The organism is Phytohabitans maris, assembly GCF_031085175.1.
Lineage (GTDB): Bacteria > Actinomycetota > Actinomycetes > Mycobacteriales > Micromonosporaceae > Phytohabitans > Phytohabitans maris.
In genome coordinates, this window is sequence record NZ_JAVHUY010000057.1 from 46096 (window position 1) to 66572 (window position 20477).

General features: G+C 73.2%; 12 protein-coding genes. 9 read left to right on the top strand and 3 right to left on the bottom strand.

Annotated features, from left to right (window positions below):
* Window positions 1-2 precede the first annotated feature (2 nt).
* The 3 genes from dapC (at window position 3) to RB614_RS39035 (ending at window position 8005) form a co-directional block, all read left to right on the top strand.
* On the top strand, window positions 3-1145 hold the full coding sequence (gene dapC, locus RB614_RS39025) for a succinyldiaminopimelate transaminase (protein WP_308717748.1): 1143 nt from the start codon (window positions 3-5) through the stop codon (window positions 1143-1145).
* A gap of 177 nt (window positions 1146-1322) precedes the next feature.
* Window positions 1323-4412: an EAL domain-containing protein gene (locus RB614_RS39030; RefSeq protein ID WP_308717749.1), complete on the top strand. Its 3090-nt coding sequence runs from the start codon at window positions 1323-1325 to the stop codon at window positions 4410-4412.
* Window positions 4413-4690: 278 nt separating this feature from the next.
* Window positions 4691-8005: a S8 family serine peptidase gene (locus RB614_RS39035; RefSeq protein WP_308717750.1), complete on the top strand. Its 3315-nt coding sequence runs from the start codon at window positions 4691-4693 to the stop codon at window positions 8003-8005.
* Between the two features lie 47 nt (window positions 8006-8052).
* On the opposite strand, the gene dapD is transcribed toward RB614_RS39035, so the two are convergent.
* A complete protein-coding gene (gene dapD / locus RB614_RS39040; protein WP_308717751.1) occupies window positions 8053-8982 on the bottom strand; it encodes a 2,3,4,5-tetrahydropyridine-2,6-dicarboxylate N-succinyltransferase in 930 nt (309 codons plus the stop codon).
* A 23-nt stretch (window positions 8983-9005) separates the two neighbouring features.
* Here dapD and dapE point away from each other — a divergent pair, with 23 nt between their 5' ends.
* Window positions 9006-10073 carry a succinyl-diaminopimelate desuccinylase gene (gene dapE / locus RB614_RS39045; protein ID WP_308717752.1) on the top strand — a complete coding sequence of 356 codons (1068 nt, stop codon included), beginning with the start codon at window positions 9006-9008 and terminating at the stop codon, window positions 10071-10073.
* Here the strand turns inward: dapE and RB614_RS39050 are convergent.
* Window positions 10070-10210, bottom strand: coding sequence for a hypothetical protein (locus tag RB614_RS39050; RefSeq protein WP_308717753.1), 141 nt, complete (start codon window positions 10208-10210; stop codon window positions 10070-10072). The genes dapE and RB614_RS39050 overlap by 4 nt on opposite strands.
* Window positions 10211-10324: 114 nt before the next feature.
* On the opposite strand from RB614_RS39050, the gene RB614_RS39055 reads away from it, so the two are divergent.
* From RB614_RS39055 to RB614_RS39075, 5 genes are all read left to right on the top strand, one after another.
* Window positions 10325-11176 (top strand): LOG family protein, encoded by an 852-nt coding sequence (locus tag RB614_RS39055; RefSeq protein ID WP_308717754.1) that lies wholly within the window; start codon window positions 10325-10327, stop codon window positions 11174-11176.
* A 1-nt stretch (window position 11177) separates the two neighbouring features.
* On the top strand, window positions 11178-11768 hold the full coding sequence (locus RB614_RS39060) for an LOG family protein (RefSeq protein ID WP_308717755.1): 591 nt from the start codon (window positions 11178-11180) through the stop codon (window positions 11766-11768).
* Window positions 11769-11866: 98 nt separating this feature from the next.
* The gene (locus tag RB614_RS39065; protein WP_308717765.1) at window positions 11867-15202 is read left to right on the top strand and encodes an ATP-dependent helicase; all 3336 of its coding nucleotides are present in this window, start codon (window positions 11867-11869) and stop codon (window positions 15200-15202) included.
* The gene (locus RB614_RS39070; protein WP_308717756.1) at window positions 15199-18459 is read left to right on the top strand and encodes an ATP-dependent helicase; all 3261 of its coding nucleotides are present in this window, start codon (window positions 15199-15201) and stop codon (window positions 18457-18459) included. Before RB614_RS39065 ends, RB614_RS39070 begins: the two co-directional genes overlap by 4 nt.
* 80 nt (window positions 18460-18539) lie before the next feature.
* Entirely contained in the window at window positions 18540-19811 is a 1272-nt protein-coding gene (locus tag RB614_RS39075) for a winged helix DNA-binding domain-containing protein (RefSeq protein ID WP_308717757.1), read from the top strand.
* Between the two features lie 105 nt (window positions 19812-19916).
* On the opposite strand, the gene RB614_RS39080 is transcribed toward RB614_RS39075, so the two are convergent.
* A complete protein-coding gene (locus RB614_RS39080) occupies window positions 19917-20321 on the bottom strand; it encodes a pilus assembly protein CpaE (protein WP_308717758.1) in 405 nt (134 codons plus the stop codon).
* Window positions 20322-20477 lie beyond the last annotated feature (156 nt).

Genomic DNA, 20477 nt, shown 5'->3' on the forward strand with positions numbered 1-20477 from the left:
GCGTGGTCGACGGGCGCCTCTCCGAGCGGCTGCCCGACTTTCCCTGGGACCTGCTGGCACCGGCCAAGCAGGCCGCTGGCGCACACCCCGGCGGCCTGGTCGACCTGTCGATCGGTACGCCGGTCGACCCGGTGCCGGCGGTCGTGCGGGAGGCACTGGCCGCCGCCTCGGACTCGCCCGGCTACCCGCTGACCGCCGGCACGCCCGAGCTGCGGGCCGCGATCGCGGAGTGGACGGTCCGCACCTGCATCGCCCCGGCGCCGGCGACGTCTGGCCCGAGCGCGGCAAGCACGGCCCTGGGTCAAGGCCTCGGCGTCCTGCCCACGATCGGTTCCAAGGAGCTGGTCGCCTGGCTACCGACGCTGCTCGGCGTCGGCCCCGGCGACACGGTGGTCCTCCCGCTGGTCGGCTACCCGACCTACGAGGCGGGGGTGCGCCTGGCCGGCGCCACGGCGGTGCGTACCGACTCGCTGACCTCCCTCGGCCCGGCCCGGCCCAAGCTGATCTGGATCAACTCCCCGTCCAACCCGACCGGCAAGGTGCTCCCCGCCGGCCACCTGCGCAAGGTCGTCGACTGGGCCCGCGAGCGGGGCGCGGTGGTGGCCAGCGACGAGTGCTACATCACACTCGGCTGGGAGGACGAGCCGGTCTCGGTGCTCTCGCCCGAGGTCAACGGCGGCCGGCTCGACGGGGTGCTGGCCGTGCACTCCCTCTCCAAGCGGTCCAACCTCGCCGGCTACCGGGCCGGCTTCGTGGCCGGAGACCCCGAGATCGTGTCCGAGCTGCTGGCCGTCCGCAAGCACGCCGGCCTGATGGTCCCCGATCCGGTCCAGGCCGCGATGGTCGCCGCGCTGGGTGACGAGGAGCACGCGGCGGCCCAGCGCGCCGTGTACGCCGCCCGCCGCGACGTGCTCCGCTCCGCCCTGGTCAAGGCCGGGTTCGAGATCGAGCACTCCGGCGCCGGGCTCTACCTCTGGGCCACCCGTGGCGACGACTCCTGGGCCACGGTCGACTGGTTTGCCGAGCGGGGCATCCTGGTCGCCCCCGGCGCCTTCTACGGGCCGGCTGGCGAGCGGCATGTGCGGGTGGCGCTCACCGCCACCGATGAACGGGTCGCGGCTGCCGCCGAGCGCCTGGAAATCTGAGTCACTTTCGCGTTCTCCGCGCGTAACTGTCGCTTCCCCTCGTTCGGGGAGAATGTGCCCGTGATCGACGGAAAAGCATAGTCCACGGACTATGGCGAACCGCTTCAGCGACTGGTACAACGTTCAACGGACCGGTCGGGGCCGGTTCAGCGCGCCGAGGCCGCGAAGGGGAGGCTCGTGTCGGCTCGACGGATCATGGCCTGCTACGGGCTGTGGATGGCGGTCCTTGGGGCTGGTGCGTTCGCGCTTTCCTCCCTCCACCTGTACTTCTGGGCCGCCATCGGCGCCACCAGCACCGCGGCGATCGTCATCGGCGTGCTTCGATACAAGCCCAGGCGGCGGGCGCCGTGGTGGTTTCTCGCCGGCGGGGTCGCCGTTTTCGCGGCCGGAGATCTCGTTTTCAATATCGCCGCCAAGGACGACAAGCCGCCGCTTCTGGCCGACATTCTCTATCTGAGCGTCTTTCCGTTGATCGTCGCCGGCTATTACGGGTTCACCCGGGCGAGCCTGACGATTCGTGATCGATCGAGGATGCTCGACCTGCTCGTTTTCGCCGCCGCCGGCGCGATGGTGCTCTGGGTGTTCGGGGTCGGTCCCGAGTTCACCTCGCCGACCGTGAGCTCGTTCGAAAAGTCGGCCCTCGCGGCGTACGCGTTGGGCAACCTGGTCGTCTTCGCCATCACCGTCCGGCTGTTCGCCACCTACCAGCGCACCGTCTCGGTCGTCCTGCTCGCGGTCGGCTCGGCGGGCGTGCTCACCGCCGACATCCTCTATGGACTGACCAGCCTGGACGGTGCGTACGACAACGGTGGCCTGATCGACACCGGCTGGTGGGTCTTCTACGCCGCCTGGGGCGCCGCGGCCCTGCACCCGTCGATGACCGGGCTGACCGCGCCGGTCGACGCGCGGCGCGGCGAGGTCAAGACGCTCTGGCTGGCGCTGCTCGGCGGGGCCGCGCTGGTGCCGCCGACCGCGCTGCTGGTGCAGGCGATGGCCGGCGAGATCCGCGACGCCCCGCTCATCGCGATCACCTCCGGCGTGGTCTTCATCGCCGTGCTGAGCCGGCTGACCGACTCGATCTTCGCGCACCGGCACACGGTCGGCCGCGAGCGCGGGATGCGGGAGTCGATGGCCGCGCTCGTCTCCGCCACCGACGCGGCCGAAGTCAACCGGGCGGTGCGCGCCGCCGTCGCCCGCCTCATCCCGCCGGACACCGGATACCGGCTGGTCTTCGCCGTGCACCACGCCGACGGCGTACCGGCCACCGCGGTGAGCATCTGGGGTCCCACGATCGTGCCGCCGGTGCTGCCGCACGGTGCCCGCGGCGCGGCCGCCGCCCGCCGCACCCGCACGCTCCGGGTCCGGATGCTGCACCCGGCCCTGGCCGAGCAGCTGGGCGGCTTCGAAGGCGCGGTGCTGTGCCCGCTCGTGCTCGACTCCCCGGCCGGTGGCGCGCCCCGCCTGGGTGCGTTGATCGTCTCCGCCGAGGCGGGGATCCTCGACAGCCTCCGCGACGCCCTGGAGGTGCTGGCCGGGCAGGCCGCGCTGGCGCTGGAGCGGATCGCGTTGAGCGACGAGGTCAACCGGCGGCAGAGCGAGGCGTACTTCCGGACCCTCGTGCAGAGCACCGCCGACGTGATCCTGATCGTGGGCGACGACGACTCGATCCGGTACGCCAGCCCGTCCACGTCGGCCGTGCTCGGGGTCGAGCCGGGCACCTCCACCATGCTGTGGGAGGTGATCCACCCGGACGACCGGGCGGCCGTGGAGCAGACGTTCGAGCTGGCCCGCTCCGGGCAGGCGCCGGCCAGCGAGTGGACACAGTGGAGCCTGCAACACCCGGGCGGCGCCCGGATACAGGTCGAGGCGAGCTGCCGCGACCTGCGCCGCGACCGCACGGTACGCGGGCTGGTGGTCACCATGCGCGACGTGACCACCCGCGACCGGCTGGAGCGCGAGCTAAGCCACCAGGCGCTGCACGACGCGCTGACCGGGCTGCCCAACCGGGTGCTCTTCCACGACCGGGTGCGCGAGGCGGTGGCCGGCGGTGCCGGCGTCGCCGTGCTCCTGGTCGACCTCGACGACTTCACGATGGTCAACGACACGTCGGGACACGCCACGGGCGACGGGTTGTTGGCCGCGGTGGGCCAGCGGATCGCGGCGACGCTGGGCGACCACCAGACCGTGGCGCGGGTCGGCGGCGACGAGTTCGCGGCCGTGATCGAAGGCGTCACCGACCCCGCCACGGCCGAGGAGATCGCCGCCGAGGTGCTGGCCGCGCTCGGCGAGCCGTTCCGGCTGGGCGACGCGACGGTCAGCGGTTCGGCCAGCATCGGGCTCGCCACCACCGCCGACGCGTCCTCGGTGGACGAGCTGCTGCGCCAGGCCGACCTCGCGCTGCGCCTGGCCAAGGGGGCCGGCAAGGGGCGGTGGCGGCGCTACCAGGCGGCCCTGCACAGCGCGGTGCTGCAGCGGATCGAGATGCGGGCGGCGCTGGAGCAGGCGGTCGCCGACCTCAACTTCACCGTGGCGTACCAGCCGATCGTCGGCGTCGACGACGGCGAGACGGTCGGCTTCGAGGCGCTGGTGCGGTGGCGGCACCCGACGCTGGGCATGGTCTCGCCCGACGAGTTCATCGACGTGGCCGAGGAGACCGGGCTGATCGAGCCGATCGGCGACTGGGTGCTCCAGCAGGCCATCGCGACGGCGACCGGGTGGCCCGGCGCGCCGTACGTGAGTGTCAACGTCTCGGCCCGCCAGTTCCGCGCGCCGTGCTTCGTCGACAAGGTCCGCAAGGCGCTCGCCGACGCCGGCCTGCCACCGGAGCGCCTGATGCTGGAGATCACCGAGCGCCTGCTGCTCCGCGACGACGAGCAAGTCTGGCTCGACCTTACCGGCCTGCGCGAGATGGGCGTGCGGATCGCGATCGACGACTTCGGCACCGGCTTCTCGTCGCTGAGCTACCTGCAGCAGGTGCCGATCGACGTGCTGAAGATCGACAAAACCTTCACCGCCACGGTCGCCTCCTCCGCCCGCCAGCAGGCCATTGTGGACGGCATCGTGCGGCTCGCGCAGACCCTCAACCTCGAGGTGGTCGCCGAGGGCATCGAGACCGAGGCCGACCGCGACCTGCTCCGCGTCATCCAGTGCCCGTTCGGCCAGGGCTACCTCTACTCCCAACCCCTCGGCCCGGACGAGGTCGCGGGGTGGCTCCGCTTCGAGCGCGACACCGTGGGCGCCGAGGTGGCGGCGATCTCCAAGAGCTAAGGATCCAGTTCAAAAGCACAGAGACTCTGAGCTACCGCGACGTCCGCGGTGGTCCAGACCGTTGCGCGGGGCCCCGGGGAAACGTGGAGCGCAGCGGAGCGTTTTCTTGGGGTGCATTCCCGCAGCCTCACGCTCCGCGGTTTCACAACCTGCCACTCCGGGTCCGTGGGATCCATCGGGTGCTATTTGGGGCTGCGCGATACATACCCGGTATGCAACGATGGGCCCCATCCATACGGGGCCCGACGTCTATATAGACGTCAATGAAGGAGGTTGCGTTGCATCTCCGAAGGAAGTTCGTAGCCGCCGCGCTCGCCACCGGGCTCGTGCTCGGTGCGGCGCAGGCTGGATGGGCGGCGCCGAAGGGTGCCACGGACGCGGCCGGTCCGGCCGCGCGGTCGGCCAAGGGCGTCACGGTGACGCTGCTGACCGGCGACCGCATCACGCTCGCGTCGGTCGTGGCCGGCGGTGTCGCGGTCAAGCCAGCCAAGGGCCGGGAGGAGATGCGGTTCACGGTGCACCGCGACCGCGACTCGCTCTACGTGATCCCGGGCGACGCCGAGCCGCTCATCCGCGCCGGCAAGCTGGACCGGCGCCTCTTCGACGTGCGCGGGCTGGCGCGGGCGGGCTACCACGACGCTGTTCGCGACACGCTGCCGCTCCTGGTGCGCTATGGCGCGGTCAGCGCGCGGTCCGCCGCCGGCACGCTCTCCGCCGCCGGTGCCACGGTGACCCGCGAGCTGTCCGTTGTGGACGGTGCCGCGGTGGCCGCCAGAAAGGAGAGCGCGTCGCGGCTCTGGGGCACGCTAAAGGCGGACCGGGGCTTCGACAGGATCTGGCTCGACGGCAAGCGCGAGATCTCGCTCGACCAGAGCGTGCCGCAGATCGGCGCGCCCGAGGCGTGGGAGGCCGGCTACACCGGCGCGGGCGTGACCGTGGCGGTGCTGGACACCGGCATCGACACCGCGCACCCCGACCTGGCCGGAAAGGTGTCCGAGTCGCGCAACTTCAGCGAGACGCCCGAGGCGGGTGACACGGTCGGGCACGGCACGCACGTCGCCTCCACGATCGCCGGTAGCGGCGCCGCCTCCGCCGGCAAGTACAAGGGCGTGGCGCCGGACGCCACCCTGCTCTCCGGCAAGGTCTGCGAGACCAGCTTCTGCTCCGAGTCGGCGATGCTGGCCGGCATGGAGTGGGCCGCGGCCGAAAAGGGCGCCGACGTCGTCAACTTCAGCATCGGCGGCGGCGACACTCCGGAGATCGACCCGCTCGAAGAGGCGATCAACACGCTGACCGCCGAGCACGGCACGCTCTTCGTGGTCGCGGCCGGCAACAGCGGCTCCGCCGACGGTACGGTCGAGTCACCGGGCAGCGCGGAGGCGGCACTCACCGTCGGCGCGGTGGACAAGTCAGAAGAGCTCGCCGGCTTCTCCAGCCGCGGGCCGCGGGTCGGCGACGACGGCCTCAAGCCCGACATCACCGCGCCCGGCGTCGACATCGTGGCCGCCCGCGCCGCGGGCACCGCGATGGGTGATCCGGTCGGCGAGCAGTACACCACCGCCTCCGGCACCTCGATGGCCACCCCGCACGTGACCGGCGCCGCCGCGCTCCTGGTCCAGCAGCACCCGGACTGGAAGGCGGGCAGTCTGAAGGCCACGCTCATGGCGTCGGCGCGGCCAAACCCGGCGCTCACCGCGTACCAGCAGGGTGCTGGCCGGGTCGACGTCGGCCGCGCGATCGCGCAGGGGGTGACCACCGACCCGGTCAGTGTCTCTTATGGACGGCCGCGCTGGCCGCACAACGACGACGAGCCGGTCGCCCGGACCGTCACCTACCACAACAGCGGCACCGCCGACGTGGCGCTCGATCTGGCCGTCACCGCCACCGGACCGGATGGGGAGCCGGCCGTGGCCGGGCTCTTCACGGCGAGCGCCACGACGCTGACCGTGCCGGCCGGCGGGCAGGCGCAGGTGACCGTCACCGCGGACACCCGGGTGCCGGGGCCGGACGGGCTCTACTCCGGACAGTTGGTCGCGACCGGCGGCTCCGCCGTCGTGCGTACGCCGCTGGGCGTGCACAAGGAGGTGGAGAGCTACAACGTGAGCGTCACGTTGGTCGACCACGACGGCAACCCGTCCGGGATCAGCTCGGCAAGCCTGCTCTCGCTGGACGAGTTCCGGTGGATCGACCTGTACGACGAGGACGGCACGGCGACCATGCGCGTGCCCAAGGGGCGCTACAACCTCTCCGCACTCCTCCTCACCGACCGCGGCGAGGAGGTGGCGCCAGCCATTTCGCTCCAGGCGCGGCCGGTGTTCGAGGTGACGAGCGACGTCTCGGCCATGTTCGACGCGCGCGACGGCAAGCCGGTCACCACGACGGTCCCCGAGAGTACGGCGGTGCCCGCGCTGGTCGACATCATGTTCACCCAGGACCAGGGCGACTTCGGCTACGGCGTCGGGCTCTGGGCGGAATCGTTCGACGAGGTGAGCACGCTCCACATCGGACCGCGTGCGGAGGGCTTCAGCTCGTACGTGGCGAGCCAGTGGGCCAAGGAAAACCCCGACGGTACGTTCGCCGGCAGTCCGTACTTCTACGGCATCGCGGAGAGCTTCGTCGGGCGGCTGCCGAACGGGTACGTCAAGCACGTCCGCAGGGGCGACCTGGCGACGGTACGGCAGGAGTTCGGCAGCGCGGCCGAAGGGCTCTTCGGCGAGCGGATCATCTTCCCCGTGCTGGAGCCGGACAGCGGCGCGTCGGCGATCGTCCTCGACACCGCCCTGCCGGGCAGCCGCTCCGAATATCTCTACGCCCGCGGCGCCCGGTGGTCTCAGGAGCTGGACATCAGCAAGCCGAGCGAGGATCCGGAGGGGTTCCCGGAGGTCCAGGCGCTGCTCTTCCAGCCGGCGGTGAAGTACCGGCCGGGCCAGGTGTACAAGGACGCCTGGTACACGGCGCCGTTCGGCCCGGCGCTGCCTACGGCGGGGCGCACCGGCGACACGATCGTCGTCGACGTCCCGCTCTACGGAGACCGGGCCGGACACGCCGGGTTCTCGCGCACGGATACGTCCCGCACCGCGCTCTACCGGGGCGGCGAGCTCGTCGGCGAGACGGAGGAGTCGGCCTACGGCTTCTTCGAGGTGCCGCCGGAGCCGGCCGACTACCGCGTGGAGGTGGCCGACACCAGGAGCGTCGGTGACCTGACGACCGAGGTGCGCGGTGTGTGGACGTTCCAGTCGGCGCACGTGCCCGACGAAGACGAGCTGACCCCGCTGCCGCTGTCGGTGTTCCGGTTCACGCCGCGCCTGGACGTCGACAACGCGGCTCCGGCGGGCCGGTCGTTCCAGATCCCGGTCACCGTGCAGGGGTCGGCCGGGGCGCCGGGCGGCAAGGTCAGGTCGCTGGCCGTCGACGTGTCGTACGACGACGGCAAGACCTGGCAGAAGGCGCAGGTACGGCGGGACGGCAGCGGATGGGTGGCCACGGTGAAGCACCCGGACGCGGCCGGCTTCGTCTCGCTGCGGGCCAGCGGGACCGACGCGGGCGGCAACACGGCCACCCAGACGGTCGTGCACGCGTACCGGCTGAAGTGAGGTGAGCGTTCCCCCGGACCGTCGCCGGGTCCGGGGGAACGGCCGGCTCAGTCGTTCGCGTGCAGGGCGGCGTTGAGCTCGATGCCGGTGCCCTTGCGGGGTCGGGCCTCCAGGGCGCCGGTCACCGAGTTGCGCAGGAAGAGCAGGCCGGACCGGCCGGAGAGCGCGGCCGCCTTGACGATCTCGCCGGTGGGCAAGGTCACCTTTGACCCGGCGGTCACGTAGCAGCCCGCCTCCACCACGCAGTCGTCGCCGAGCGAGATGCCGATGCCCGCGTTCGCCCCGATGAGGCAGCGCTCGCCGATGCGGATGCGCTCCTTGCCGCCGCCGGAGAGCGTACCCATGATGGAGGCGCCGCCACCCACGTCGGAGCCGTCGCCGACGACGACGCCCGCGCTGATCCGCCCCTCCACCATCGAGGCGCCGAGCGTGCCGGCGTTGAAGTTGACGAAGCCCTCGTGCATGACCGTCGTCCCGGCCGCCAGGTGGGCGCCGAGGCGCACCCGGTCGGCGTCGGCGATCCGCACGCCGGAGGGGATCACATAGTCGATCATGCGGGGAAACTTGTCGATCCCGTAGATCGTGAGATGGCGACCGGCCGAGCGCTCGATCAGGCGCAGCTCGTCGACCCAGTCCGGCGGGCAGGGGCCGGCCGAGGTCCACGCCACGTTGGGCAGCACCCCGAAGATGCCGTCGAGGTTGATGTCGTTGGGCTGGACCTGGCGGTGCGAGAGCAGATGCAGCCGGAGGTAGGCGTCGGCGGTGTCCTTGGGCGGGTCTTCCAGCGAGCCGATCTCAGTGCGGATCGTCACAGTGCGCAGCAGCGGGAGTGACCGCTCGCCGACGACGGTGACGGGTGTCTCGTCCGCCGGCGCGACGCTCAGGCCGAGCTTGCCTGCGGGGTACCAAGCGTCGAGGACCTGGTCATCGGTCGTAACGGTGGCAAGTCCGAGGCCCCAGGCCGGCAAACTCTGCATGACGAAAAGGTACCGTGCCTGACATGGCGAACCCGCTGACCCCCGACGTCATGGCCGACCCGGTCGCGCTTACCCGCGCGCTGGTCGACATCGAGTCCGTCTCCCTGCACGAGAAGGAGATCGCCGACTGCGTGGAGGAGGTACTGCGGGCGGCGCCTCACCTGTCGGTCCAGCGGTACGGCAACACGGTGATGGCCCGCACCGACCTCGGCCGGGCCCAGCGGGTCGTGCTCGCCGGCCACCTCGACACCGTGCCGCTCAACGACAACTTCCCGGCGACGTTGCAGGGCGACCTCATCTACGGCTGCGGCACCTCGGACATGAAGGCGGGCGTGGCGTTCGCACTGCACCTGGCGGTGAGCGTGCCGGAGCCGCGGTTCGACGTGACGTACTTCTTCTACGAGGCCGAGGAGGTCGACTCCCAGTACAACGGCCTCAACCTGGTCGCCAACGCGCATCCGGAGTGGCTCACGGCCGACTTCGCGGTGCTGCTCGAGCCGACGTACGGGGTGGTCGAGGCGGGCTGCCAGGGCACCATGCGGGTAGTGGTGCGCATCACCGGGCGGCGGGCGCACTCGGCGCGTTCGTGGCGGGGGATCAACGCGATCCACGGGGCCGGCGAGGTGCTGCGGCGGCTCCAGGCGTACGAGCCGCGGACCGTGTCGATCGACGCCTGCACGTACCGGGAAGGGCTCAACGCCGTACGAATCCGCGGCGGAGTGGCCGGCAACGTGGTGCCCGACCTGTGCGAGATCGAGGTCAACTACCGGTTCGCGCCGGACCGGAGCGAGGCCGAGGCGCTCGCCCACCTACGCGAGGTCTTCGACGGCTTCGAGATCGAGGTGGCCGACTCGGCCGGTGGCGCGCTGCCCGGTCTCTCCGCGCCCCCCGCGCGGGAGTTTCTCGCCGCCGTCGGCGAGGCGCCGGTGGCGAAGCTGGGCTGGACGGACGTGTCGCGGTTTGCCGCGCTTGGGATACCGGCGCTGAACTTCGGCCCCGGCGACCCCAACCTGGCGCACGCGCCGGACGAGCACGTCGAGATCGGTAAGATCCGCGATGGCGCCGCCACGCTGCACCGCTGGCTGAGCTAGGCGGCCTTGACCGGCGAGCCCTCGGTCTCGGACGCCCCCGCGGCGCGCTGGTTGGCGGCCAGGCGGCGCTCGGCCACCACCTCCTGGATCCGCCGCTGCATCTGCCGGCGGAGCCGGATCATCTCGTTGCGGGTCATCACGGTAGTCCCCTCCCCGTTCCGTGGATACCCAGTATGTGTTAGCTATGACGCCCCGCACGCGGGTTTGGTTGCATCAGTTAGTACGAGTCCTGGACCACTACGGTTGATTCCATGAACCACATAAACCGTGGCCGCATTCCCGGCGCGAGCGCGAACGCGTTGAGCGCCGATCGGCGGAGCCCGGAACATCACCGGGGAGCGGTCACGCTGCGTCGCGAGGCGATTCCCCGGAGTACTGCTGATGAGCGGCTTCTGGACTCGCGCCAGCGTGCCGACTGGAAAACGAAGGACGCGTGGCGAGCGTTGCGGATTCTGTCCGAGTTTGTGGAGGGTTTCGACACACTCGCCGACCTTCCGCCGGCGATCAGCGTCTTCGGCTCGGCGCGGAGCAAGCCGGACAGCCCGGAGTGCGAGCTGGCCCAGCGGTTGGGTGCCGCGCTGGCCCGGGCCGGTTACGCGGTGATCACCGGCGGTGGGCCGGGCGTGATGGAGGCGGCCAACCGGGGGGCGACCGAGGCGGGCGGGCTCTCCGTGGGGCTCGGCATCGAGCTTCCGTTCGAGCAGGGCATCAACGAGTGGGTCGACATGGGCATCGACTTCCGGTACTTCTTCGCCCGCAAGACGATGTTCGTGAAGTACGCGCAGGCGTTCGTCGTGCTCCCCGGCGGGTTCGGCACGATGGACGAGCTGTTCGAGGCGCTGACGCTGGTGCAGACCGGCAAGGTGACCCGCTTCCCGGTGGTGCTGATGGGCTCGGCGTACTGGAGCGGGCTGCTCGACTGGCTGCGCGACACGATGGCGGCGGAGAGCAAGATCAGCCTGGCCGACATCGAGCTGATGTGCGTGACCGACGACGTCGACGAGGCCGTGCAGTACATCGTCGACGCCGACGCGGCGCTCGCCGCCGAGCAGGAGGCCCTGAAAGAGGCGGCGGCCGCCCAGGCCGAGGCGGCGGAGGCCTGACGTGGCGGCGATCTGTGTCTTCTGCGCGTCGTCCCGCCGGCTGGAGCAGCGGTGGCTGGACCTCGCCGACGCCACCGGCCGGGAGATCGCCCGGCGCGGCCACACGCTGGTCTCCGGCGGCGGCCGGGTCGGCATGATGGGCGCGGTGGCGGAGGGGGCCCGGGCCGGCGGGGCGCACACGCTCGGCGTGATCCCGCAGACGCTGGTCGACCGCGAGATCGCGGACCTGGCCGCCGACGAACTGGTGGTCACCGACGACATGTTCGACCGCAAGGCGATGATGATCGAAAAGTCGGACGCGTTCCTCACCCTCCCGGGTGGACTTGGCACGCTGGACGAGCTCTTCGAGGTCTGGACCACGGCGATGCTCGGCCTGCACCGCAAGCCGGTGGCGATCGTGGACACTCCGCTCGGCGGCCCCGCCACGGCAGGATCCGGGCCGGGCGAGAAAGGCGGCTTCTACACCGGTCTGGTGGCCTGGCTGCGTGGCCTGGCGGAGACCGCGTTCGCCCGTGAGGACGCGCTCGACCTGCTGATCGTCGCCGACTCGGTGCCCGCCGCGCTCTCCGCGATCGAGGCCCGCCTGGGCTGACCGCTGACTCCGCTGCGGACCGCTGGTCCTTGGGTCGCGGACCCGCGACCCAAGGACCAGCGGCGAAAATATCGCACGGCCGTGGTTCGATGGGCGTCGTGCAGGCGTACCGGTTGGTCCGCCGGCCGGCGGAGGCCGTGCCGGAGCGGCTCGCAGACCCGTTGCAGGGTCACGTCGTCGGGCACACCGACGGGCCGCTGCTGGTGGTCGGCGGGCCCGGCACCGGCAAGACCGGCACGCTGGTCGAGGCGGTGGCGGCCCGGGTCGAGGAGGGCACCGACCCCGAGCGGATCCTGGTCCTGACGTTCGGCCGCCGCTCGGCCATGTCGCTGCGCGAGCGGATCGAGGCCCGCGTGGCAGGGCCTGGCGCCGGCGACCGCGAGTTCGAGGAGCGCGGCGACGAGGACGGCCAGAGGCGGCAGCCTGGGCCCGCCAGAAAGCAGAGCGGCGCCGGCCGGGTGGTGCACGAGCCGCTGGTGCGCACCTTCCATGCGTACGCGTTCGGCCTGCTCCGCCGCGCCGCCGCCGACCGGGGCGAGCCCGCCCCCCGGCTGCTCACCGGCCCCGAGCAGGATCTGATCATCCGTGAGCTGCTCGCGGAGGCCGAGGAAAGGTGGCCGCCCGGGCTGCGGCCGGCGCTGCCCACCCGAGCCTTTGCCCAGCAGCTGCGCGACCTGCTGCAGCGCGCAGCCGAGCGCGGGGTCGGCCCGGCACACCTCGCCGAGCTGGGCGAGCGGCTCGGTCGCTCCGACTGGCCGGCGGCCGCGAGCTTCCTCCGGGAGTACGTGGCGGTCCTCGCCCTCCGCGACGCCACCACCCGGGGCTCGGTCGGCCTCGACCCGGCCGAGCTGATCCGGGCCGCCGCCGGGATGTTCGCCGATGACCCCGAGCTGCTGGAGGCGGAGCGCGCCCGGCTGGCGTACGTGTACGTGGACGAGCTCGCCGACACCGACCCGGCGCAGATCGAGCTGCTCTCCCTTGTGGCCGGTGGGGGCAAGCCGCTGGTGGCCTTCGCCGACCCGGACTCCTCGACGTTCGCCTTCCGCGGCGCCGACCCGACCGGCGTCAGCACGTTCACCCACCGCTTCCGCACCGCCTCGGGCGCGGTGGCGCCGACCGTCACGCTGCACACCAACTACCGCACCGGCGGCGAGCTGCTCGCGGCGACCGGGCTACTGGCCCGCCGGCTGCGCGGGCCGGCGGGACACCGCCGCCAGGACCCGGCCGCCGGCGTCACGGCCGCCGTCGAGGTGCGCACCTTCCGCTCGGGCACCAGTGAGTCCGGGTACGTGGCACACGCGCTCCGCCAGGCCCACCTGCTCCACGGGGTGCCCTGGTCGCGGATGGCCGTACTGGTCCGGTCGACCCACCTCCAGCTCGCGCCGCTCCAGCGGGCCCTGCACGCGGCCGGCATCCCGACCGTGACCCAGGCCGAAGACCTGCCGCTGCACCTGCAGCCGGCGGTGGCGCCGTTTCTGCTGCTGCTGCGTTGTGCCCTGGAGCCGGAGCGGCTCGACGAGGAGGCCGCGGTCGCGCTGCTGCACTCTCCGCTGGGCGGCATCGACCCGCTCGGCGAGCGGCGGCTGCGGCAGGGGTTGCGGGCCCTCGCGCTCGCCGCCGACGACCCGCGCCCCTCCGGCGAGCTGCTGGTCGACGCGCTGCGCGAGCCGGCCGAGCTGGCCACGATCGAGCGGCGCTGGGCCCGGGCGGCCAAGGCCATCGCGGGCCTGCTGGCCACCGCGCGGGAGGCCGCCGCGGCGCCGGGCGCGACCGTCGAAGACGTGCTGTGGGCGGTGTGGCGGGCCAGCGGCATGGCCGAGCGGTGGTACGGGCTGACCGCGCGCAGCGGGCCGGTCGGCGACCCGGGCGAGGAGCGTGGTTTGCAGTGGCGCGGCGTGGCGGCCGACCGTGACCTCGACGCGATCGTGGCCCTCTTCGACACCGCCGCCCGCTTCGTCGACCGGCTGCCCGGCGCCCGCACCGAGGTCTTCCTCGACCACGTCTTCGGGCAGCAGCTGCCGGCCGACACGATCGCGCCCAGCGGCGACCGCGGCCAGGCGGTACGGCTGCTCACCGCCCACGCGGCCAAGGGCCTGGAGTGGGACGTCGTGGTCGTCGCCGGCGTGCAGGAGGGGATCTGGCCCGACCTGCGCCTGCGCGGCAGCCTGCTCGGCTCCGAGCGGCTGGTCGACGTGCTGGCCGGGCGGGCCGACGGCACCGGAGTCGCCGCGTCGCTGGTCGGGCAGACCTCGGCGCTGCTCGACGAGGAGCGGCGACTGTTCTACGTGGCGGCCACCCGGGCCCGGCGCCGGCTGCTCGTGACCGCCGTGGCGTCGGCGGCGGTCGGCGGCAGCGACCACGAGGAGCAGCCGAGCCGCTTCCTGGCCGAGCTGCTCCCACCCGACGAGTCCGGCGACGGCACCGGCGATCCCGGGCCGATCGAGCTGCCGGTCGGGCGGCTGCCCCGGGCACTCACGCTGCCCGCGCTGGTGGCCGAGCTGCGTACCGCCGTCACCGACCCGGCCGCGCCCGCGGCCCGCAAGCGCGCGGCGGCGACCGAGCTGGCCCGCCTGGCCCTCGCCGGCGTGCCCGGCGCCCACCCGCACGACTGGTGGGGGCTGCGCGAGCTCTCCGACGACCGCCCGCTGGTCGACGACGGCGAGCCGGTCCGGGTAACACCGTCCACTATGGAGAGTGCGCTGCGGTGCAGCCTGCGGTGGCTGCTGGAGCGCCACGGCGGCGGCACCCCACCCAGCGCGGCGCAGGGCGTGGGCAACCTGGTGCACGCGGCGGCGCAGCTCGCCGAAGACGCGACCGTCGACCGGGAGCGGCTGGTGGAGTACATCACCGGGCGGTTCGACGCGATCGAGCTGGCCGCCCGCTGGCTGGCCGGCGCCGAGCAGGCCCGAGCCGAGTCGATGGTCGACAAGCTGCTGCGCTGGCTGGCCACCAACCCGCGGCGGCTGCTCGCGATCGAGCAGGAGTTCGCCGTCCAGCTCGCCGACCCGCTGCGCCCGGTCGACCTGCGCGGCCGGGTCGACCGGCTGGAGGTCGACGAGCACGGCCGGCTCGTGGTGGTCGACCTGAAGACCGGCAAGACGTCCTCGGTCACCGAGGCGGAGCTGGCCGAGCATCCGCAGCTCGCGGCGTACCAGGCGGCGGTCGAGGCGGGTGCCTTCCCGGAGCACGGCGACGAGTCCGGCGGCGCCGCGCTCGTGCAGCTCGGCACCCCGACCAAGGAGGCGAAGGAGCAGGGCCAGGCGGCGCTCAGCGAGGGCGACGAGCGGGGCTGGGCGGGCGCGCTGGTGCGGCGCACCGCCGAGACGATGGCCGCCTCGACCTTCCACGCCGTGGCCAACTCGCGGTGCCGGGTCTGCCCGGTGCGTACGAGCTGCCCGATCTCCGGCAAGGGGCGGCAGGTGGTGGAGCCGTGACCTCGCTGGAGCTCTTTCCGGTCTCGACGCATGCCGCCGCGGGTCCGCGGTACACGCCGCACGAGCTGGCGTCGATGCTGCGCCTGCACCCGCCGACACCGGGGCAGGCGGCGATCATCTCCGCGCCGGTGGAGCCGCTGCTGGTGGTCGCCGGCGCCGGCTCGGGCAAGACCGAGACGATGGCCGCGCGGGTGCTGTGGCTGGTGGCAAATGGCTACGCGAGCCCGGAGCAGGTGCTCGGCCTCACGTTCACCCGTAAGGCGGCCGGCGAGCTGGCCCACCGCGTGCGCACCCGGCTCGGGCAGCTCGTGCGCCGGCTCGGCCGGGAGGAGCTGCTGGCCGGCGAGCCGACCGTGGCGACCTATCACTCGTACGCGGCCCGGATCGTGGTCGAGCACGGCCTGCGCGCCGGGTACGAGCCGTCGGCGCGGCTGCTCACCGAGGCGTCCCGCTGGCAGATCGTCGACCTGCTGGTGCGCAACTACAACGGCGACATGTCCGACGTCCCCTTCGCACCGTCCACTGTGACCGACGCGGTGCTGCAGCTCGCCAGCGAGCTGGCCGAGCACCTGGTCTCGACCGACGAGCTGGCCGCCTGGACCGGGCGCTTCTTTGCCGAGGTGCAGGCGCGGCCGGGCAAGGTGGCCGCGGCGGTGCGCGACGCGCTCGCCCGCCAGCAGGTGCGGCTCAAGCTGCTGCCGCTCGTCCGGGCGTACGAGGCGCGCAAGGACGACTTCGAGGCGATGGACTTCGGCGACCAGATGGCCCGGGCCGCGCTCGTCGCCCGCGACCACCCCGAGGTCGGCATCATCGAGCGGGAGCGCTACAAGGTGGTGCTGCTCGACGAGTACCAGGACACCAGCCACGCCCAGGTGGTGCTCCTGAAGTCCCTCTTCGGCCAGGGGCATCCGGTGACCGCTGTCGGTGACCCGTGCCAGTCCATCTACGGGTGGCGCGGCGCGAGCGCGGGCACGCTTGATCGGTTCCCCGCGGAGTTCGGCGGGACGGAGCGTTCGCTCACCACGAGCTGGCGAAACCGGCCCGAGGTGCTCGGCGTGGCCAACGCGCTCTCCACGCCGCTCCGCGCGGCCGGCGCACGCGTGGCGGAGCTGACCGCGGCGGCCCGGGTCGGGGCGCGGATCGGCGGTGCGGCCGTCCACTGTGCACTGCTGGAGTCCTCCGCCACGGAGGCGGAGTGGATCGCGGCGAGCATGCTCAAGGCGTGGCGCTCGGCCGCCGGACTGCCCGACGCGCTGGCCGAGCAGATCCCGGTCGAGCAGCGCCCGACGAGCGCCGTGCTGGTGCGGCTGCGCAGCCAGATCCCGGCGATCGAGGCGGCACTGCGGGCGCACGGCATCCCGGTCGAGGTGGTCGGCCTGGGCGGGCTGCTCGACACCGCCGAGGTGCGCGACGTGGTGTGCACGCTGCGGGTGCTCGCCGACCCCACCGACGGCGCCTCGCTGCTGCGGCTGCTCACCGGGGCGCGCTGGCGGATCGGGCCGCGCGACCTCGTCGCCCTCTACCGCCGTTCGCGCGCGATCGCGGCGGCCCGCCGGGGTCTGGCGCCGGTGCCGGAGGAGCCGGAGATCGTGCCCGACCGCCTCGACGAGTCGAGCCTCGTGGAGGCGCTGGCCGACCTCGGGCCGCCGCAGTCGTACTCCGCCGAGGGGTACGCCCGCCTCCGCGCGTACGGCCGTGAGCTCGCCCTCCTGCGGCACCGGCTCGACCAGCCGCTGCCCGACCTGATCGCGGACGTGGAGCGGACGACCGGCCTCGACGTCGAGGTGGCGGTGCGCGCGGGCGCCGACGCCGGCCTGGCCCGCGGCCACCTCGACGCGCTCGGCGACGTGGCGGCCCGCTTCGCCCGCGACACCGACGGCGGCACGCTCGGCGGCTTCCTGGCGTTTCTGGCCGCGGCGGAAGACGAGGAGCGCGGGCTGTCGCCGGGCGAGGTCGACGTGGTCGAGGGGGCGGTGCAGATCCTCACCGCGCACGCCGCCAAGGGCCTGGAGTGGGACGTCGTCGCGGTCGCCGGGCTGACCAAGGGCGTGTGGCCGGGGCAGGTGCGCGCCTCCGACCACTACCTCAAGGGCCTCGGCGTACTCCCGTTTCCGCTCCGCGGCGACGCCGGTGGGCTGCCCAGCCTGGCGCTGGAGGAGGCGGCCGACCAGCGGGCGGTGGCCGCCGCGGTCGAGGCGTTCAACGGCGAGTGGGCGGCGCACGACGAGCGCGAGGAGCGGCGCCTGGCTTACGTGGCGGTCACCCGCCCGCGGCGCCTGCTGCTCTGCTCCGGCTACTGGTGGGGCGAGGGCGTGAAGAAGCCTCGCGGCCCCTCGGTCTTTCTCACCGAGATCCGTGACCAGTGCCAGGCCGGCAGCGGGGCGGTGGTGGCGTGGGAGCCCGAGCCGGCGCCCGACGCCGCCAACCCGACCGCCGAAGTGGTGGCGACGGCGGCGTGGCCCTCGGATCCGCTCGGCTCCCGCCGCCCGGCGATGACCGAGGCGGCCGCGCTGGTGCGGGAGTTCATGGCCGCCGAGCCTTCGCCCCCGGACGTCGCCGATCCGCAGGGTGCCGCATGGGCTCACGAGGTCGACATGCTCCTCGCCGAGCGGGAGAGGCAGGCCCGGCGCGACGAGCCGACCGAGATCGCGCTGCCCGGTCACCTCTCGGTCTCGCAGCTCGTGACGCTCCGCCGCGACCCGCAGGGGCTGGCCCGGCAGCTGCGCCGCCCGATGCCGGCGCGCCCCGACCCGTACTCCCGCCGGGGCACCGCGTTTCACCTCTGGCTGGAGCAGCGCTTCGGCGCCAGCCGCCTGCTCGACGTCGACGAGCTGCCCGGCGCCGCGGACGAGGACGCGGCGCCGGACGAGGCACTCGCCGAGCTACAGGAGCGCTTTCTCGCGAGCGAGTGGGCCGACCGCACTCCGGTGGAGGTGGAGGCCCCATTCGCTACCGTTGTCGCCGGCGTGGTGGTGCGCGGGCGGATGGACGCGGTCTTCGCCGACCCGGGCGGGCGCTACGACGTGGTCGACTGGAAGACCGGCCGCCAACCGTCCGGTGTGGAGGCTCAGGCGGCGGCGGTGCAACTGGCGGCCTACCGCCTGGCGTGGGCCGAGCTGGCCGGTGTGCCGGTCGAGCATGTGCGGGCCGCCTTTCACTATGTGCGCGAGGGCGTGACGGTGCGCCCGGCAGACCTGCTCGACGCGGCTGGGCTGGCCGCGCTGCTCAACTCCGTGCCGGTGGCGGAGGCGCCATGAGCCGTGCGGAAGGCGCTGTGAGTCGTGGGGGAGGCGCTGTGAGCCGTGCGGAAAGCGCCGTGAGACGCGGGGGAGGCGCCGTGCGAAAGGTCGAGGTCGAGGAGCGGCGGGCGCGGCTGCTGACCCGGCACCACCTGGCACCCGGCGCGGCGGCGGCCGACCCCGCCGAGGCGGCCCGCGGGGTGGTCGCGCTGCACTCCACCGACCCGGCCTCGGTCTTTCTCTCCCTGCACGCGCGGACCGACGCCGGCGCGCCCGCCGCCGGTGCCTCGGGCGCGGGTGCTGCCTTGGACCCGGGCGGCCGCGACCGCGCACGCCGCGCCGCCGGCCCGCGGACCGGCAGGGTGCCGTCGAGCGTCGCGGAGATCGAGCGCGCGCTCTACGAGGAGCGGTCGCTGGTGCGGATGCTCGGCATGCGGCGGACGATGTTTGTCGTGCCGGTGGAGCTGGCGCCGATCGTGCAGGCGTCGACCACCAACGCGATCGCGGCGGTGCAGCGCCGCAAGTACACCCAGATCATCACCGACGCCGGGGTGGGTGACGGCGCCTGGCTCAAGGAGGTGGAGGAGGCCACCGCGGGGGCGCTGGCCGCGCGGGGTGAGGCGGCCGGCGCGGAGCTCTCGACCGACGAGCCGCGGCTGCGCACGCAGGTGGTGATGTCGCCGGACAAGCCCTACGGAGGCAAGACCAACATCACGACCTGGGTGCTCTTTCTCCTCGCCGCCGAGGGACGCATCGTGCGCGGCCGCCCGCGTGGCTCGTGGATCAGCAGCCAGTATCGCTGGTCGCCGATCGAGGTGTGGCTGCCCGGCGGCATGCCCGAGGTGCCGGTCGAAGAGGCCCGCGCCGAGCTGGCGCGCCGCTGGCTCGCCGCTTACGGCCCGGGCACCGCCGCCGACATCAAGTGGTGGACCGGCTGGAGCGCCGGCCAGGTCAAGCAGGCGCTCGCCGCGATCGAGCCGGTCGAGGTCGACCTCGGCGGCACCACCGGCCTGGTGCTGCCCGACGACGTCGAACCGGTCGCCGCGCCGGAGCCGGCCGTGTCGCTGCTCCCCGCCCTCGACCCCACGCCGATGGGCTGGCAGGAGCGCTCGTGGTATCTCGGCGAGCACGGGCCGGCCCTCTTCGACCGGTCGGGCAACGTCGGCCCGACCGTGTGGTCGGGCGGCCGCATCGTGGGCGGCTGGGGGCAGCGGTCGAGCGGCGAGGTCGTCTACCGGCTGCTCGAAGACGTCGGTCGCGATGTGGCCGTCGCGGTGGAGGCGAGCGCGGGCCGCCTCACCGAGTGGATCGGAAGCGTGCGGGTCACGCCCCGCTTCCGCACCCCGCTGGAGCGGGAGCTGGTCGCCTGAGGTCCGCCGATTCCAGTCGTGGTCCCCGTTGTTCGTACGCATGTGCTAATTCTATGGCGACCCCCTGACATTCGATCTTGGTCGTGAGGGCACTCGCGCGGCGACTTACTGTGCGGCTCGGACGAGGTGGAGCAGCGCCTTGCCGTACGCCTCCGCCGCCTCGCCCGCCGCGAACTCGTGCGCTGCCCCGAGGACCTCGATCGTCACCCGGTAGTCCGCGCTGTCCCGCTCCAGCCGTCGAAACGTCCCGCCGAGCAGCTCCCGCAGCTGGTCTTCGCGGGGCAGCCAGATCGCCTCGTCCTTCTCGACGTCGTCCAGCGCCCACTCGGTGGTGCCGTTGAAGCCGATGATCTGGCCCTCGGGGAGCTCGTGCACCTCGATCGTCATGTTGCTGAGCACGAACACGTCGTCGTCGAGGTCGCGGTCCGGGATCGCGAACCGGTCGCCGGTCGCCGGCTTCCAGGCCAGACCGGCATCCCTCAGCCGGGTCGCCAGATCGAGCGAAATCACCGTTCCATCGTGCCACCGTCGCCAGTGGGCGCCGCAATCAGCGGGCGCCGCCGAGCGAAATCACCGTTCCATCGTGCCACCGTCGCCAGTGGGCGCCGCAATCAGCGGGCGCCGCCGCCCGCCGCCCGCCCGCCGCCCGCCGCCCGCCCGCCGCCC